At 67.2% G+C, this 15,372-nt stretch carries 18 protein-coding genes; 11 read left to right on the forward strand and 7 right to left on the reverse strand.

The genetic code is table 11. The features are described from left to right. Positions 1–25: 25 nt before the first annotated feature. Genes pgl through zwf form a run of 3 tightly spaced genes read right to left on the reverse strand, consistent with a single transcriptional unit; the run spans position 26 to position 3,191 of the window. On the reverse strand, positions 26–751 hold the full coding sequence (gene pgl, locus SOM39_RS12335) for a 6-phosphogluconolactonase (RefSeq protein ID WP_068850990.1): 726 nt from the start codon (positions 749–751) through the stop codon (positions 26–28). Then, positions 748–1,755 carry a glucokinase gene (gene glk, locus SOM39_RS12340; RefSeq protein ID WP_068850993.1) on the reverse strand — a complete coding sequence of 336 codons (1,008 nt, stop codon included), beginning with the start codon at positions 1,753–1,755 and terminating at the stop codon, positions 748–750. The genes pgl and glk overlap by 4 nt, the downstream gene beginning before the upstream one ends. Next, a complete protein-coding gene (gene zwf / locus SOM39_RS12345; RefSeq protein ID WP_217535919.1) occupies positions 1,752–3,191 on the reverse strand; it encodes a glucose-6-phosphate dehydrogenase in 1,440 nt (479 codons plus the stop codon). Before zwf ends, glk begins: the two co-directional genes overlap by 4 nt. Before the next feature lie 332 nt (positions 3,192–3,523). On the opposite strand from zwf, the gene SOM39_RS12350 reads away from it, so the two are divergent. Beyond that, the gene (locus tag SOM39_RS12350) at positions 3,524–4,618 is read left to right on the forward strand and encodes a sn-glycerol-3-phosphate ABC transporter ATP-binding protein UgpC (protein ID WP_320458501.1); all 1,095 of its coding nucleotides are present in this window, start codon (positions 3,524–3,526) and stop codon (positions 4,616–4,618) included. A 112-nt stretch (positions 4,619–4,730) separates the two neighbouring features. Here the strand turns inward: SOM39_RS12350 and SOM39_RS12355 are convergent, their stop codons facing one another. Then, positions 4,731–5,594: a folate-binding protein gene (locus SOM39_RS12355; RefSeq protein ID WP_320458502.1), complete on the reverse strand. Its 864-nt coding sequence runs from the start codon at positions 5,592–5,594 to the stop codon at positions 4,731–4,733. Between the two features lie 39 nt (positions 5,595–5,633). On the opposite strand from SOM39_RS12355, the gene SOM39_RS12360 reads away from it, so the two are divergent. The 10 genes from SOM39_RS12360 (at position 5,634) to SOM39_RS12405 (ending at position 12,644) form a co-directional block, all read left to right on the forward strand. Beyond that, the gene (locus SOM39_RS12360; RefSeq protein WP_083214109.1) at positions 5,634–5,807 is read left to right on the forward strand and encodes a DUF1674 domain-containing protein; all 174 of its coding nucleotides are present in this window, start codon (positions 5,634–5,636) and stop codon (positions 5,805–5,807) included. A gap of 57 nt (positions 5,808–5,864) precedes the next feature. Continuing rightward, positions 5,865–6,257, forward strand: a complete 393-nt coding sequence (gene sdhC / locus SOM39_RS12365) for a succinate dehydrogenase, cytochrome b556 subunit (RefSeq protein ID WP_320458693.1) — start codon at positions 5,865–5,867, stop codon at positions 6,255–6,257. Continuing rightward, positions 6,254–6,640 carry a succinate dehydrogenase, hydrophobic membrane anchor protein gene (gene sdhD / locus SOM39_RS12370; protein WP_068851005.1) on the forward strand — a complete coding sequence of 129 codons (387 nt, stop codon included), beginning with the start codon at positions 6,254–6,256 and terminating at the stop codon, positions 6,638–6,640. Before sdhC ends, sdhD begins: the two co-directional genes overlap by 4 nt. A gap of 30 nt (positions 6,641–6,670) precedes the next feature. Beyond that, a complete protein-coding gene (gene sdhA, locus SOM39_RS12375; protein ID WP_068851008.1) occupies positions 6,671–8,461 on the forward strand; it encodes a succinate dehydrogenase flavoprotein subunit in 1,791 nt (596 codons plus the stop codon). 84 nt (positions 8,462–8,545) lie between these two features. After that, positions 8,546–9,331 carry a succinate dehydrogenase iron-sulfur subunit gene (locus SOM39_RS12380; RefSeq protein WP_093534163.1) on the forward strand — a complete coding sequence of 262 codons (786 nt, stop codon included), beginning with the start codon at positions 8,546–8,548 and terminating at the stop codon, positions 9,329–9,331. Positions 9,332–9,480: 149 nt separating this feature from the next. Next, positions 9,481–9,729: a succinate dehydrogenase assembly factor 2 gene (locus SOM39_RS12385; RefSeq protein WP_095364171.1), complete on the forward strand. Its 249-nt coding sequence runs from the start codon at positions 9,481–9,483 to the stop codon at positions 9,727–9,729. A 52-nt stretch (positions 9,730–9,781) separates the two neighbouring features. Continuing rightward, positions 9,782–10,117, forward strand: a complete 336-nt coding sequence (locus tag SOM39_RS12390; protein ID WP_093534167.1) for a hypothetical protein — start codon at positions 9,782–9,784, stop codon at positions 10,115–10,117. Between the two features lie 34 nt (positions 10,118–10,151). Then, positions 10,152–11,393: a lipoprotein-releasing ABC transporter permease subunit gene (locus SOM39_RS12395; RefSeq protein ID WP_184124046.1), complete on the forward strand. Its 1,242-nt coding sequence runs from the start codon at positions 10,152–10,154 to the stop codon at positions 11,391–11,393. Continuing rightward, complete coding sequence (gene lolD / locus SOM39_RS12400) at positions 11,386–12,099, forward strand: lipoprotein-releasing ABC transporter ATP-binding protein LolD (RefSeq protein ID WP_068851023.1); 714 nt, start codon at positions 11,386–11,388, stop codon at positions 12,097–12,099. The genes SOM39_RS12395 and lolD overlap by 8 nt, the downstream gene beginning before the upstream one ends. An 86-nt stretch (positions 12,100–12,185) precedes the next feature. After that, on the forward strand, positions 12,186–12,644 hold the full coding sequence (locus SOM39_RS12405) for a DUF6491 family protein (protein WP_093534169.1): 459 nt from the start codon (positions 12,186–12,188) through the stop codon (positions 12,642–12,644). Positions 12,645–12,658: 14 nt separating this feature from the next. Here the strand turns inward: SOM39_RS12405 and SOM39_RS12410 are convergent, their stop codons facing one another. Genes SOM39_RS12410 through ftsY form a run of 3 tightly spaced genes read right to left on the reverse strand, consistent with a single transcriptional unit; the run spans position 12,659 to position 15,324 of the window. Then, entirely contained in the window at positions 12,659–12,928 is a 270-nt protein-coding gene (locus SOM39_RS12410) for an oxidative damage protection protein (RefSeq protein ID WP_184124042.1), read from the reverse strand. 3 nt (positions 12,929–12,931) lie between these two features. Beyond that, positions 12,932–14,029, reverse strand: coding sequence for an A/G-specific adenine glycosylase (gene mutY / locus SOM39_RS12415; RefSeq protein WP_320458503.1), 1,098 nt, complete (start codon positions 14,027–14,029; stop codon positions 12,932–12,934). Then, positions 14,029–15,324, reverse strand: a complete 1,296-nt coding sequence (ftsY, locus tag SOM39_RS12420; protein ID WP_320458504.1) for a signal recognition particle-docking protein FtsY — start codon at positions 15,322–15,324, stop codon at positions 14,029–14,031. The genes mutY and ftsY overlap by 1 nt, the downstream gene beginning before the upstream one ends. Positions 15,325–15,372 lie beyond the last annotated feature (48 nt).

The following is a 15,372-nucleotide window of genomic DNA, read 5'->3' on the forward strand; positions in this document are numbered from 1 at the left end:
CGAACGGAGTGACAGCGGCATCGAATCAGTCGCACCAGTGGATGCGCAGCGTCGGGCGGCCATCGAGATCGATCGCGTTGAGAATGGGATACAGGGCTGCGTTGTTGCTTTCCAGCGCCTGCTTGAGCACTTCCAGCTTCTGCTTGCCGCGCAGCAGCAGCAGCCGCTGGCGGCACTGGCGCATGCCGTGCGGTGTCAGCGTGATGCGCAGCGGCCACTGGTTCGAGCCCGGGCAGCCGGTGGCATCCAGCGCGGCGTAGGGCAGGGTGCTTTCCAGCGCACGGGCCAGGTCCTTCGAGCCGGGGAACAGCGATGCCGTATGCCCGTCATTGCCCATGCCGAACACCGCCAACGACGGTGCCTCGGTGTGCTGCGCCTGCAGGTTGGCGGTGTAGACACATTCCGGCAACGGCTTGCCCACCCGCACCAGCGGATCGAAGTGTGCGCCCTCGGCGCGGTTGAGCAGGCTCTGGCGAACCAGCCAGGCATTGCTGTCGCGGTCCTGCGGCGACAGCCAGCGCTCGTCGACCAGGCTGACTTCGACCCGGTCCCACTGCACGTCCAGTTCGGCCAGCGCCTGGTACACCGGTGCCGGCGTGGTGCCGCCGGAGAGCAGCATCCGGGCCCGGCCGGCAGCATCGATGTCATGGTTGAGGATCTGCGCCATTTCGGCTGCGATCGTCTCGATCCACGCATCGGCGTCGGTGTGCCGGATCAGGGTGAAGCGGTTGGAATCTTCAAGTGCGTTCATGCGGCGCCTCCTGGCAGGTCGCGTTCGAGGTCGGCTGCGTAGGCGGCCGCGCCCAGCAGGCCCGCGTGCGGGTGCATCACCGCCAGCGACGGCACCCGGGCCATGATCGACGAGAACCGGCCCTTGTGTTCGAAGCGCTGGCGGAAGCCGGAATGCTGAAGGGAATCGAGCATCTTCGGCACCAGCCCGCCGGTCAGGAACACGCCGTCCCACGCGCCCTGGATCAGCACCAGGTCGCCGGCAATGGCGCCGAACACCGCGCAGAACAGGTCCACCGTGCGCATCGCCTGCGGGTCGCCATGCAGGGCGCGCGCGGTGACGTCCACCGGCTGCAGCTGGCCCGGGTCGACATCGGCCATCTCGCACACCGCGCGATGGATGTTGACCAGGCCCGGCCCGCAGATCAGGCGTTCATTCGAGACCCGGCCGAACTGCTCGGACAGGATCTCCAGGATGCGGATCTCCTCCGGCGTGCCGGGCGGGAAGCTGACGTGGCCACCTTCGGTTTCCAGCGGGTAGCAGCGGCCGTGGCGCAGGATCAGCCCGCCCACGCCCAGCCCGGTGCCCGGGCCGATCACCGCGTAATTGCGCGGCTGGCCGGGCTGGCCCGGCACCCACGCCGCGCCGCCGACCTGGACCACGTCCTGCGGCTGCAGCAGCGAGATCGCCATCGCCTGCGCGGCGAAGTCGTTGATCAGGTGCAGGCCATCGAAGCCGAGCATGTGCGCGGTGCGCATGCGCGAGATCACCCACGGGTGGTTGGTGATGCGCGCCTCGTCACCATCGACGCGGCCGGCCACGGCGAACACGCCGCGGCGTGCTTCGGCGCCGATCTGCTCCAGGTAATGCCGTGCGGCATCGCCCAGCGACGGGAAATCAGCGACCACGAATTCGCGGATGCTGTCCTTCAGCAGCGGCGCGGCCAGGCTGGTGTCGGCCAGCGCGAAGCGGGCGTTGGTGCCCCCGATATCGGCCACCAGCGCCGGTTGGGTCGACACCGTCATGCCCGTTCCTTGCGGTTGGCCTCGGCATCCACATCGGCCGGCAGGAAGCCGAACGCCTGTTCCGGGCCCCATTCGCCGGCCGGGTAGGGCTGCAGCGGCAGCTGCGCTTCCTTCCAGGCATCGCTGACGCTGTCGATCCAGGCCCAGGCGGCACGCACTTCATCGTCGCGCACGAACAGCGCATGGTTGCCGTTGAAGGCATCCAGGAACAGGCGCTCGTAGGCGATGCGGCGGTGCAGGCCGGTCGGCACGGACAGTTCCAGTTCCAGCGGGTGCAGTTCCAGCGCGCCCCATTCCGGGCCGGCCAGGCTGCTCATCAGGCCGAGCTCGATGTTTTCCTGCGGCTGCAGCTGGAAGGTGATGCGGTTGGGCGTCGCGTTTGCGCGGTCGGGCCGTTCGAACAGCCAATGCGTGACCGGCTTGAGGTTGACCACCACGCGGGTGGTGCGCTCGGCCAGGCGCTTGCCGGTGACCAGGTGGAACGGCACCCCGGACCAGCGCCAGTTGTCGATATGCGCGGTGACCCCGGCGAAGGTTTCCACATCGCTGCCTTCCGGCGGCTGGTAGGCCTGCGCGGGCTGGCCGTTGATGGTGCCGGCGGTGTAGCGGCCGCGCACGCTGTCGCGCGCGGCATGCTTGGCATCCAGCGGTCGCAGCGCACGCAGCACCTTGACCTTCTCATCGCGGATGCGGTCGGCTTCGAGCGACGCCGGTGGTTCCATCGCCACCAGGCACAACAGCTGCAGGATGTGGCTCTGGACCATGTCGCGCAGCGCGCCCGAACGCGCGTAGTAGGCATCGCGGCCATCCACGCCTTCGCTCTCGGCGACCAGGATGTGCACCGATTCGATGTAGTTGCGGTTCCACACCGCCTCAAGCAGCGTGTTGCCGAAGCGCAGGGCGATCAGGTTCTGCACCGCCGCCTTGCCCAGGTAGTGGTCCAGGCGGAACACGCGGTCTTCGTCGATCCACTGGCCGATGGTGGTCAGGATCTGTTCGGCGCTGGCGCTGTCGCTGCCGATCGGCTTTTCCAGCATCAGGCGTGCCGGCGCGGCCAGCGCGCCCCCCAGGGCCAGGCCCTCGCAGGTGGAGATGTACAGGCCCGGCGGAATGGCCAGGTAGCTCACGCACTTGCGGTCGACCAGGTCGCTGACCGAGTCGGCCACCGACTGCGGATCGCGCAGGTCCACCGAACGGTAGTCGATGCGGTCCAGCAGCGACTGGATGTCATCCAGGCTGGCCGCCGGCATCGCCTGCTGCAGGCGCGGGCGCAGGATCTGGCGGAACGCGTCGGTGTCGTGCGGGGACAGTGCCAAGGCGCGGACCTTGAAGTCTTCCGGCAGCAGGCCGTCACCCAGCAGGCGCAGCAACGAAGGGAACAGGTAGCGCTGGGCGAGGTCGCCGGTGGCGCCAAACAGGAAGAGGGTATCGTGCATCGCTCGAGTTTCAGATCCGGGTGACATCGTTGTCAATCGCTTCTCGTCTATGTTCTCGGGGGTCAAGCTGGCCGCGGTGTCCGGTTGCTGCAATCGCAACATGAACAGGTGCGGGCCCGCCCATCATGGGGCATGTCACGTCCTGACGGCGACGCGGTCATGACCGACCATTGGATACTGCCACGTGAAAACGTTTACATGGCAGAATGAGCAGACTGTATTCGATTGCAGTGGTCGCCGTCATGCGGCACCACGCCATCGACCTGCCATCGGGAGGGCCGAAGGCAGTTCCGCATCAACAGCCCGGCAGCGGGCGGACTGGAATGGGTGATATGGCAAAAGTGCAGTTGCAGGGCGTGCGCAAGGTGTATGACAACGGCCAGGTGGCCGTCCAGGGCGCGACCTTTGAAGTGGCCGATGGGGAATTGATGGTCCTGGTGGGGCCGTCGGGGTGTGGCAAGTCGACCCTGCTGCGCATGGTCGCCGGCCTTGAGGAAATCAGCGGTGGCACGCTGAGCATCGGCGACCGCGTGGTCAACGACGTGGCACCGAAAGACCGTGATATCGCCATGGTGTTCCAGAGCTATGCGCTGTACCCGCACATGACCGTGGCCGAGAACCTGGCCTTCGGCCTGAAGCTGCGCGGCCACGACAAGGCGACCATCGCCAAGCGCGTGAACGAAGCGGCGCAGACGCTGGGCCTGACCGAGATGCTCGACAAGCTGCCCAAGGCGATGTCCGGCGGCCAACGCCAGCGCGTGGCGCTGGGGCGTGCGCTGGTGCGCGAACCGGCGGTGTTCCTGCTCGATGAGCCGCTCTCGAACCTGGATGCCAAGCTGCGCCACAGCGTGCGCACCGAGATCGCGCAGCTGCACCGCAAGCTGGGCACCACGATGATCTACGTGACCCACGACCAGGTGGAAGCGATGACCCTGGGCCAACGGATCGTGGTGCTCAAGGACGGGGTGATCCAGCAGATCGACACGCCGATGGCGCTGTACGACCGCCCGGCCAACCTGTTCGTGGCCGGCTTCCTCGGCAGCCCGGCGATGAACGTGCTGCGCGGCACGCTTCAGCGCGTGGATGGCGGGGTAGTAGTGCAGGAAGGCACGCTGCGCGCGCCGCTGGGCGCTGCGACCATCGACCCATCCTGGATCGGGCGGACGTTGGCGGTCGGGGTCCGGCCGGAACATCTGCAGCCGGCCGTGCCGGGCGATGCCAACGCGTTTGAAGCGACCATCGACGGCATCGAGCCGGTGGGCAACGAGATCTTCGTCAACATGACCCATGGCGACCAGGCGCTGGTGATGCGCGTCGCGCCGCAGGCATTGCCGGCGGTGGGTGGCACCATCCGCGTGGCGATCCAGCCGCAGGGGCTGCATTTCTTCGATGCGGAGTCCGGCGAGCGGTTGAACCACGACGCGTGATGGATCCGGTCACGACCAACGGTCGTGACCTACCGGGAGACGGAAAGTTGGTAGGACACGACCGTTGGTCGTGTCGCGTGCGGTAGGACACGACCGTTGGTCGTGTCGCCCGTCAACGGGCGAGGCCGTCCAACAATGGGACGCCGTGGGCTTCCACGCCGCCAACGCTCAATGCCCCCTCGGCCATCTCCAGCGGCAGCACCGCCAGCGCCAGGTCTCCGGCCACGCTCGCCACCGTGCCAACGGTGGCGCCGTTCTGCTCGACCTTCGCGCCACTGGCGGTGCCATCGGCCACGCGCAGCAGCTGCAGGGCGCGCTTGGCCTTGCCCAGGAAATGGGTGCGGGCCACGATTTCCTGGCCCGGGTAGCAGCCCTTCTTGACGCTGTAGCCGTTCAGGCGGTCCAGCCCCAGCTGCTGCGGGGTCCAGGTTTCGCGCTGGCCGGCATCCAGGCGCGGCACGCCGTAGCGCAGGTCGGACTGGCGCCAGGCCAGTTCGAACGCGGCATCGGCCGGCGATGCATCCGCGGGCGCGGGTGCGATCTTCAGGGTGCGCGGCAACGCATCGCTGCCCACATCCAGCTCCAGCGCGTCAGCCTCCAGCGCAATTGCCGCGCCAGACGCCGCTTCCGGCGCGGTGAAGCTGCCGGCCACCGTCAGATCGGTACGCACCTCGATCTTGACCTTGCGGCGGAACACGAAGCGCTGTAACTGCGACGCAATCGCATCGGCGTCGCCGTCGGCCAGCACCAGCAGTACGTGCTCCTGGTCCAGCTTCAACAGCTGAAACACAGCAAGGGTGCGGCCCTTGGCGCTCAGCCAGGCGCTCCACTGCCAGTGCTGGACGGGCAGGGCGGTGACATCGCTGGCGAACTGGGCATGGGCGAACGCCGCCGCATCCACACCGCGCAGGCTGAGCAGCGCGTGACCGGAAAGGCGCGGAAAACCACTGAAATCGAAGGGCAGGTTGTCAGGCACGTGAACGGGGTCTAAAATTTGTGCGTTGCGAGACCACCCATGATAGGCCAAACAACCCCCACTCCCGATATCGATCCTGAAGCCCCGCTGGTACCGGAGGAGCAGCCGCTCGCCGTTACGCCGGTGGCGCCTGTGGAGATCGGTGGCCGCGGCGGACTGGATCCGGTGCGGTATGGCGATTGGGAGAAAAACGGACGCTGCATCGATTTCTGATCAGCATTGAGCCAACGCGGCAATTGTGCCGCCCAGCCGAGACAACGAGCCCAGCGAATGGCCGCCAGAGAACGTCCCCTTTCCCCGCACCTTCAGGTGTATCGCTGGCAGATTCAGATGGCCACCTCGATCCTGCATCGAGCCACCGGCATCTTTCTGTCTGTTGGAGCCCTGATCATCGCTGGCGGCCTGCTCGCCCTGATGATGGGTCCTGAATCCTGGAACTGCTTCACCGGCCACGCCGGCAGCTGGTACGGAAAGCTGTTCCTGTTCGCCTGGACCTGGTCCTTCGCCTACCACCTGTGCAATGGCATCCGCCATATCGTGCAGGACTTCGCGATCGGCTTCAGCATTCCGGCCTTCGTGCGCAGCAGCTGGATGTCGGTCATCGCCAGCCTGGTGATCACCGCGCTGGTCTGGGCCTATGTCTTCATCGGAGCGACCGCATGAACAAGTTCCGTACCCCGTTGAAGAACGTGCGTGGCCTGGGCGCGGCCAAGACCGGCACCGAGCACTTCGTGCTGCAGCGCCTGACCGCCACCGCGCTGGTCCCGCTGACCATCTGGTTCCTCATCTTCGTGCTGAGCCTGGTCAACGCCGATTACGTGACCGCCGCCGACGCGGTGTCCAAGCCGTGGAACGCGGTGCTGCTGGTGGGCTTCCTGGTGGCCATGTTCTGGCACGCCCAGCTGGGCCTGCAGGTCGTGCTGGAAGACTACATCCATAATTCGTTGCTGGCCCTGGCGCTGCAGACCACGGTGAAGTTCATTGCCGTGCTGGGCGCGATCGTCAGTGTTTTTGCGGTCGCCCGCATTGCGCTCGGCGTTGCCTGAGTCAGGCACCAAGACAGGAATCCAGAGTAGATGTCCGCTTACAAGATTACGGAACACAAATACGACATGGTCGTGGTGGGCGCCGGCGGCGCCGGCCTGCGTGCCACGTTCGGCCTGGCCGCCAAGGGCCTGCAGACGGTCTGCCTGACCAAGGTCTTCCCGACCCGTTCGCACACCGTGGCCGCGCAGGGCGGTATTTCCGCCGCGCTGGGCAACATGGGTGAAGACGACTGGCGTTACCACTTCTTCGACACCATCAAGGGGTCCGATTGGCTGGGCGACCAGGACGCGATCGAATACATGTGCCGCGAAGCGATTCCGGCCATCATCGAACTCGAACACTACGGTGTGCCGTTCAGCCGTACCGAAGACGGCAAGATCTACCAGCGCCCGTTCGGTGGCATGACCACCAAGTACGGCGAAGGCCCGTCCGCGCAGCGCACCTGCGCCGCCGCCGACCGTACCGGCCACGCCATGCTGCACACGCTGTACCAGCAGTCGCTGGCGCACAACGCGCGCTTCATGATCGAGTACTTCGCGCTCGACCTGATCTTCGATGAGGAAGGCGTCTGCCGCGGCGTGCTCGCGCTGGACATGGCCGACGGCTCCCTGCACCTGTTCCGCGCCCACGGCGTGGTGCTGGCCACCGGCGGCTACGGCCGCGCCTACTTCAGTGCCACCTCGGCCCACACCTGCACCGGCGACGGCGGCGGTCTGGTCATGCGTGCCGGCCTGCCGATGCAGGACATGGAGTTCGTGCAGTTCCACCCCACCGGCATCTACGGTGCGGGCTGCCTGATCACCGAAGGCGTGCGCGGCGAAGGCGGCATCCTGCGCAACAGCAACGGCGAGCGCTTCATGGAGCGCTACGCACCGCATTACAAGGACCTGGCCTCGCGCGACGTGGTGTCGCGTTCGATGACCATTGAAATCCGCGAAGGCCGCGGCGTCGGCGAGCACAAGGACCACATCCTGCTCGACCTGACCCACCTCGGCCCGGGCGTGATCGACGACAAGCTGCCGGGCATTGCCGAAAGCGCGCGGATCTTCGCCGGCGTGGACGTGCACAAGCAGCCGATCCCGGTCATCCCGACCGTGCACTACAACATGGGTGGCATCCCGACCAACTACCACGGTGAAGTGGTGCGCAAGGTCGGCGACAACCCCGATGCCGTGGTGCCGGGCCTGTACGCCATCGGCGAAGCGGCCTGCGTGTCGGTGCACGGCGCCAACCGCCTGGGCTCCAACTCGCTGCTCGACCTGGTCGTGTTCGGTCGTGCGGTGGCCAACCGCTGCGCCGACACCATCAAGCCGGGCCAGCCGCACAAGACGCTGGCGTCGGATGCGTGCGACAAGGCGCTGGGCCTGCTGGACAAGCTGCGTTACGCCAACGGCGACACCCCGACCTCGGTCATCCGCGACCGCATGCAGCGCACCATGCAGAACGACGCGGCGGTGTTCCGTACCAGCAAGACGCTGGAAGAGGGCTGCGCCAAGATGTCGGAGATCTTCGACTCCTTCCAGGACGTCAAGGTGTCGGACCGTTCGCTGGTGTGGAACTCGGACCTGATCGAAACCTACGAGCTGAACAACCTGCTGCTCAACGCGGTGGCGACGATCAACTCGGCCGAACAGCGCAAGGAAAGCCGTGGCGCACACGCGCACGAGGACTTCCCGGACCGCGACGACGTCAACTGGCAGAAGCACACGCTGGTCAATGTCGACGACAACGGCAAGTGCAGCTTCGATTACCGCCCGGTGCACATGTACACGCTGAGCAAGGACGTGGACGTGGTCCCGCCCAAGCCGCGCGTCTACTAAGCGCCATGCGGATCGACTTCCTCACCTTCCGAGCCAGCCGCGCCTGCATTGCAGCGCGAGCCGCCTGAGCCAACGAGAACAGCCATGGCCGAGTTTTCCCTCCCAAAGAATTCCAAGATCGGAAAGGGCAAGCACTTCCCCGCCAAGAGCGGTGCGAAGAATACCCGTACCTTCAAGATCTACCGCTGGAGTCCCGACGACGACAGCAACCCGCGGACCGATACGTACGAGATCGATCTGGACGCCTGCGGCCCGATGGTCCTGGACGCGCTGATCAAGATCAAGAACGAGATCGACCCGACCCTGACCTTCCGCCGTTCGTGCCGCGAGGGCATCTGCGGTTCGTGCGCGATGAACATCGACGGCACCAACACGCTGGCCTGCACCCGCGCCATCGCCGACTGCGGCAAGGCCGAAGTGCCGATCTACCCGCTGCCGCACATGAGCGTGATCAAGGACCTGGTACCGGACCTGACCCACTTCTACGCGCAGTACGCCTCGATCAAGCCGTGGATCCGCACCCAGACCCCGCCGCCGCCGGACCGTGAGCGCCTGCAGTCGCCGGAAGACCGCAAGAAGCTGGACGGCCTGTACGAGTGCATCCTGTGCGCGTGCTGCTCGACCAGCTGCCCGAGCTACTGGTGGAACGGCGAGCGTTACCTGGGCCCGGCGATCCTGCTGCAGGCCTACCGTTGGATCGTCGACTCGCGCGACGAAGACACCGGTGCGCGCCTGGACGACCTGGAAGACCCGTTCAAGCTGTATCGCTGCCACACCATCATGAACTGCGCCCGGACCTGCCCGAAGGGCTTGAACCCGGCGCTGGCGATCGCCGAGATCAAGAAGCTCATGATGGCGCGCCGCGCCTGATCGTAGAGCCACGCCCTGCGTGGCTGCCAAGGCATGACGGCGGAGCCGCGCCCCCTTGACATAGGGGGCGCCTTTGTTTTCAGCGCGTCGCCACGCGCCCGTGTACTGCCGCGCACCCGGATGACGTGCTCCAGTCTGGAATGACCGAAATGGACGAAGCCACCCTCCTCAAGAAACTCCGCTGGCGCTGCCGCCGCGGCATGCGCGAGCTCGACCAGCTTTTCGAGCGTTACCTCGACCGCGAATGGGCCACTGCACCCACCGAAGAGCGCGAGGTTTTCCTGCGGCTTCTCGACTGCGAAGACGATAAGTTGTGGCGCTGGTTCATGGGTTACGAGGTATGCCCGGATGCCGAGCTCACCGACCTCATCGCCCGGATCCGCGCCCTGCCGGCTTGAGTGGCGCCCCTCGCGCTGGCAGGTTGCCGCGCACGTTCTGTTTGCGCTGCTGATGCCTTGGGTAGCCACGGCCAGCGCGCTGCCGTCCGCCGCGCAGTGGCCGCTGGGCCTGGCGGCCGGGGCGGGGACCGCCTGGCAGGGCTGGCGCCATGCCCGCCGACGGCCGCGTGCCTTCGTGATTCCGCCCGGCGACAGCCCGGCCCAGGTCGATGGCGAACCGGTGGAGGGGATCTCCCTGCATGACCGCGGCCCGCTCCTGCAGCTCAGCTGGCGCCAGCACGGCCGCCGGCAGGCCTGCCTGTTCTGGCCCGACACCCTGCCGCCGCCGCGCCGACGTGAACTGCGACTGGCGATCCGGGCCCGTCCCATTCCGCGTTCACCTCCGTGATGGCACCATAGGCTGAATTGTCCGGCGTACCTGCATGTTCAAACCCATACCAGTAGCCATCGGCCTGCGTTACCTGCGGGCCAAGCGCCGCAACGGCTTCATCTCCTTCATCTCCATGGCCTCGATCCTCGGCATCGCGCTGGGCGTGACCGTGCTGATCACCACGCTGGCGGTCATGAGCGGTTTCCAGAAGGAAATCCGCGACCGCCTGCTGCAGATGACCGCACATACCACGATCACCGCCGACGGCGCGCCCATGGCGGACTGGCAGCATGCGGTAGAGGTGGCCCACAAGGATCCGCGCGTGGCCGGTGCCGCGCCGTACATCGAGATCCAGGCCATGCTCAGCGGCGCCCGCGTGCAGGGTGCGATCGTGCAGGGCATCGACCCGGCGCTGGAGCCGGCGGTGTCGGTGATCAACACCAAGCTCAAGAAGGGCAGCTTCGACAGCCTGAAGGAAGGCAGCTACAACCTGCTGGTCGGCCAGGAACTGGCGATCTGGCTGGGCGTGGATGTCGGCGACACCGTGCTGGTGACCCTGGCTGAAGTGCAGGGCACCCCGATGGGCGCGATGCCCCGGCTGAAGCGCTTCACCGTCAGCGGCATCTTCGAGGCCGGCTACAACGAAATCGACCGCGGCGTGGCCTACGCCAACATGGCCGACCTCGAGCGCGTGCTGCGCATGGACGGGGTCACCGGCGTGCGCCTGAAGCTGCATGACATGGACAAGGCGCTGGACGTGGGCGTGGACCTGGCCCACAACCTCCGCGGCGGCTACCGGGTCAGCGACTGGACCCAGCAGAACGCCAACCTGTACCACTCGCTGCGCATGGAAAAAGTGGTGATGGGCATCCTGCTCTCGCTGATCATCGCCATGGGCGCGTTCAACCTGGTCTCCTCGCAGGTGATGCTGGTCACCGACAAGCAGGCCGACATCGCGATCCTGCGCACCCTGGGCCTGACCCCGGGCGGGGTGATGCAGGTCTTCATGGTGCAGGGCTCGCTGATCGGCATCTTCGGCACCGTGCTCGGCGTGGTCGGCGGCATCACCCTGACCTTGAACCTGGAGCGCATCCTTGGTGCGATCGAGACCCTGTTCAACGTCAAGCTGCTGCCCGAAGACGTTTATTACATCACCGGCCTGCCGACCGACATGCAGACCCCGGACATCGTCATCATCACGGTCATTGCGCTGGTCATGAGCTTCCTGGCCACCCTGTACCCCGCGTGGCGCGCTGCCCGCACCCAGCCGGCGGAGGCCCTGCGCTATGAATGAGCCGATCAACCGCGGCGACGAAGTGATCCGCGCGCAGGGGCTGGCCAAGACCTACGCCGAAGGCCGCATGCAGACCCCGGTGTTCAACGGCCTGGACCTGAGCGTGGCCGCCGGCGAGACGGTGGCCATCATCGGTGCCTCCGGCGCCGGCAAGAGCACGCTGCTGCACCTGCTGGGCGGGCTGGACACGCCGACCGCCGGCGAAGTGTTCGTGGCCGGCAACCAGATGTCGTCGCTGTCCGACAGCCAGCGCGGCCGCCTGCGCAATCGCGCGCTGGGCTTCGTGTACCAGTTCCACCACCTGCTGCCTGAATTCACCGCGCTGGAAAACGTGATGATGCCGGTGCTGCTCGGCGGCGAGGAGGTGGCCGATGCCCGGTCACGCGCAAAGGCACTGCTGGAATCGGTGGGCCTGGGCCACCGCCTGGAGCACAAGCCGGGCGAGCTGTCCGGTGGCGAGCGCCAGCGGGCCGCCGTGGCCCGTGCGCTGGTCAACCGCCCGGCCTGCGTGCTGGGCGACGAACCGACCGGCAACCTGGACGACAAGACCGCCGCAACCGTGTTCGAGCTGATGCTGGACCTCAACCGCGCCCACCACACCAGCCTGGTGCTGGTGACCCACGACCGCAGCCTGGCGCGCAAGCTGGACCGCGTGCTGGAACTGCGCGAAGGCCGGCTGCACGCCCTGGCCCACGCCGAGGTCTGAGCTGGCAGCTGAACAGCCGCCCGCCCGAACCTGCGGGCCGGCGGCAGCGGGTGCATGATCGCCTTGTTCCCTACTGCGGAGGTGCCATGAAAACGCTTGTCGCCATCGTTGCAATGGGTCTGGTGCTGGCCGGTTGTGCCACCGGCCGCCTGAGCAGCGCCGAACGCCTGGAGCTGTACCGCGCCCACGCCGGCCCGCCGCAGCCGTCCATGCGCTACTTCGGCTCGCTCAATGGCTGGACCGAACTGGGCGACAGCGCGCTGGCGGTGTGGACCCGCCCCAGCGAGGCCTATCTCATTGAACTGCGCGGCCCGTGTTACGGGCTCAGTTACGCTACCGCGATCGGGCTGACCAGCCAGACCGGGCAGGTGTCATCGCGCTTCGACCGTGTGCTGGTCCGCGATCCCAACCACGGCCCGAGCGTTCCGTGCTTCATCGGCGCGATCCGCCCACTGGACGTCAAGGCGCTGCGCTCCTCGGAGCAGGAAATGCGCCAGGCGCAGGTGCAGGAGCGCGAAGCAGGGCAAACGCCGCCTGCGGAATAGGCCGGTCGCTGCTGTCAGGCCTCGGGAACGAACCCGGCCGGCTTCTCGGCGCCACCGCTGAAGAGGTACTTGACCAGCTCGTCTTCCAGGAACGCGCGATGCTTCGGATCGCGCGGCGACAACCGGTTCTCGTTGATCAGCATCGTCTGGTGCGCCAGCCACGCGGCCCAGGCGGTCTTGCCGATGCCGTTGAAGATGCGCTGGCCCAGCTCGCCGGGATAGGGCACGAAATCCAGCCCTTCGGTGTCGCGTTGTTCGTACTGGCAGAAAACGGTGCGGGCCATGGGCTAGTCGATCCTCTTCAAAGTCGTTGCAGCGCGTAGTTTACGGCCACTTCCGTTTTCCAGCAGTTTGCGGATCGGCGCGGGCAGACCCAGGCTGGGCAGCTCCTGCGCCGGGACCCAGCGCAGGCCAGCAATGTCATTGCGCAGGCCATCCACCTGCCGCGACAGGATCTGCAGGTGCAGGCGATAGTGGCTGAAGGTGTGCTGCAGCACCGGCAGCTCTTCGGCATCTTCCAGTGAGCCCAACACGTGCGCATCGAACCAGTCCTGCAGCGCGGTGCCGCTGTCGGCCTGCGGCAGCGTCCACAGCTGCGCCCAGATGCCGGTGTCCGGGCGCTTCTGCAGCAGCACGCGGCCCTGTGCATCGCGCAGCAGCAGCGCCACCGCCTCGCGTTCGGGCAGGACCTTGCTGGGCTTCGGGGTGGGCAGCTGGTCGCTGCGGCCTTCGCGGCGCGCCACGCAGTCGTCCTGCAGCGGGCAGATCACGCAGGCCGGCCGGCTGCGGGTGCAGACCGTGGCGCCCAGGTCCATCTGCGCCTGGGTGTAATCGGCCAAACGGCCGCCAGGGACATGCTCCACGTGCAGCTCTGCCAGCGCCCACAACACCTTTTCCACCGCCGGCAGGCCGGGGAATCCTTCGATGCCGTGGTAGCGGGTGAGCACGCGCTTGACGTTGCCATCGAGGATCGCGAAGCGGTCGTTCCAGGCCTGGCTGAGGATCGCACCGGCGGTGCTGCGGCCGATGCCCGGCAGTGCATGCAGTGCATCGACGTCGCGCGGCAGCTCGCCGCCGTGCAGTTCGACACAGCGCTGCGCGGCGGCATGCAGGTTGCGCGCGCGGGCGTAGTAGCCCAAGCCGGCCCACTGCGCCATCACCGCGTCGTTGCTGGCGGCGGCGAGGTCGGGCAGGGTGGGGAACACGGCAAGAAACTTCAGGAAGTACGGAATGACCGTGGCGACCTGGGTCTGCTGCAGCATGATTTCCGACAACCACACCCGGTACGGCGTGCGCGGATGCTGCCAGGGCAGGTCATGCCGGCCATGGCCGTCGAACCACGGCAGCAGCCGGCCGACGAACGCGTCGGCGCTGGCGGGCGACATCAACCGCCCAGCGCTTCCGGCAGCAACGCATCCACGAACGCTTCCGGGTCAAACACGCGCAGGTCTTCGGGGCGCTCGCCGATGCCGGCGAAGCGGATCGGAATGCCGAATTCGCGCGCCAGCGCGAACACCACGCCGCCCTTGGCGGTGCCATCGAGCTTGGTCACCACCAGGCCGGTCACATTGACCGCGGCATGGAACTGGCGCAGCTGCGAGAGCGCGTTCTGGCCGGTGGTGCCATCAATGACCATCAGCACCTCGTGCGGCGCGCTTTCATCGATCTTGCCCAGGACGCGGCGGATCTTGCCCAGCTCGTTCATCAGCCCGCCCTGGGTATGCAGGCGGCCGGCGGTATCGGCGATCAGCACCTCGGTGCCGCGTGCCTTGCCGGCCTGCAGCGCATCGAATGCCACCGAGGCGGCATCGGCGTTCTGGCCCTGGGCGACCACGGCCACGCCGTTGCGCTCGCCCCAGGCCTGCAGCTGCGCCACGGCGGCGGCGCGGAAGGTATCGCCGGCGGCCAGCATCAGGCTGTGGCCATCGTCCTTGAAGCGCTTGGCCAGCTTGCCGATGGTGGTGGTCTTGCCGACGCCGTTGACGCCGACGGTGAGGATCACGAACGGCTTTGCGCTGCGGTCGATCACCAAGGGGCGGGAGACCGGCTGCAGGATCGCGATCAGGTCGGCGCGCAGCGCCTTCAACAACGCGTTGGCGTCGGTGAATTCGCGCGCCTTCATGCGCTTGCGCAGGCCTTCCACCAGTGCGGTGGTGGCACCCACGCCGACATCAGCGGTGATCAGGGCGGTTTCCAGCTCATCAAGCAGGTCGTCGTCGAGCTTGGGGTTACGCGAGAACAGGCCGCCGAAGCTGCGTGCGATGACGCTGTTGCGCAGGCGGTCGCGCCAGCCGGTCTTGCCGGGCGCGGCGGGTGCCGCTTCATCGAAGGCGGTCGGGGCGGCCAGCGGCTGCACCGCTTCCTGCACGATATCGGTGGCGACCACGACCGGGGCGGGCGGATAGAGCGGGGTAGGTGCCGCCTGCACGGCTTCGATGCGGGGTGCATCGGCCTGGGCCGCTGGCGTGCTCACGGGAGCGGCTGCGTCGACGCCGGGCGTCGCCACCGGTGCTGCGATGGGCGTGGGCTCGACGGCGGGCGCTGCAGCCGGTACGACCGGCTCGGCCTCGGTGGCGGCGGACGGGAACGCGGCGGCCAGTTCCTCAGCGGTGTAGTGCTGGGTCTTGGGCGCGTCCTGCGGAGCGTCCTGGGGCTTTTTGCGACGGAAGAAACTGAGCATGGGATTCGGCGCTGAAATCAGGGGGATATGCTACCACCCGGGCCCGTA

The organism is Stenotrophomonas sp. CFBP8994 (genome assembly GCF_034044835.1).
In the GTDB taxonomy this organism is placed as follows: Bacteria; Pseudomonadota; Gammaproteobacteria; order Xanthomonadales; family Xanthomonadaceae; genus Stenotrophomonas; species Stenotrophomonas rhizophila_A.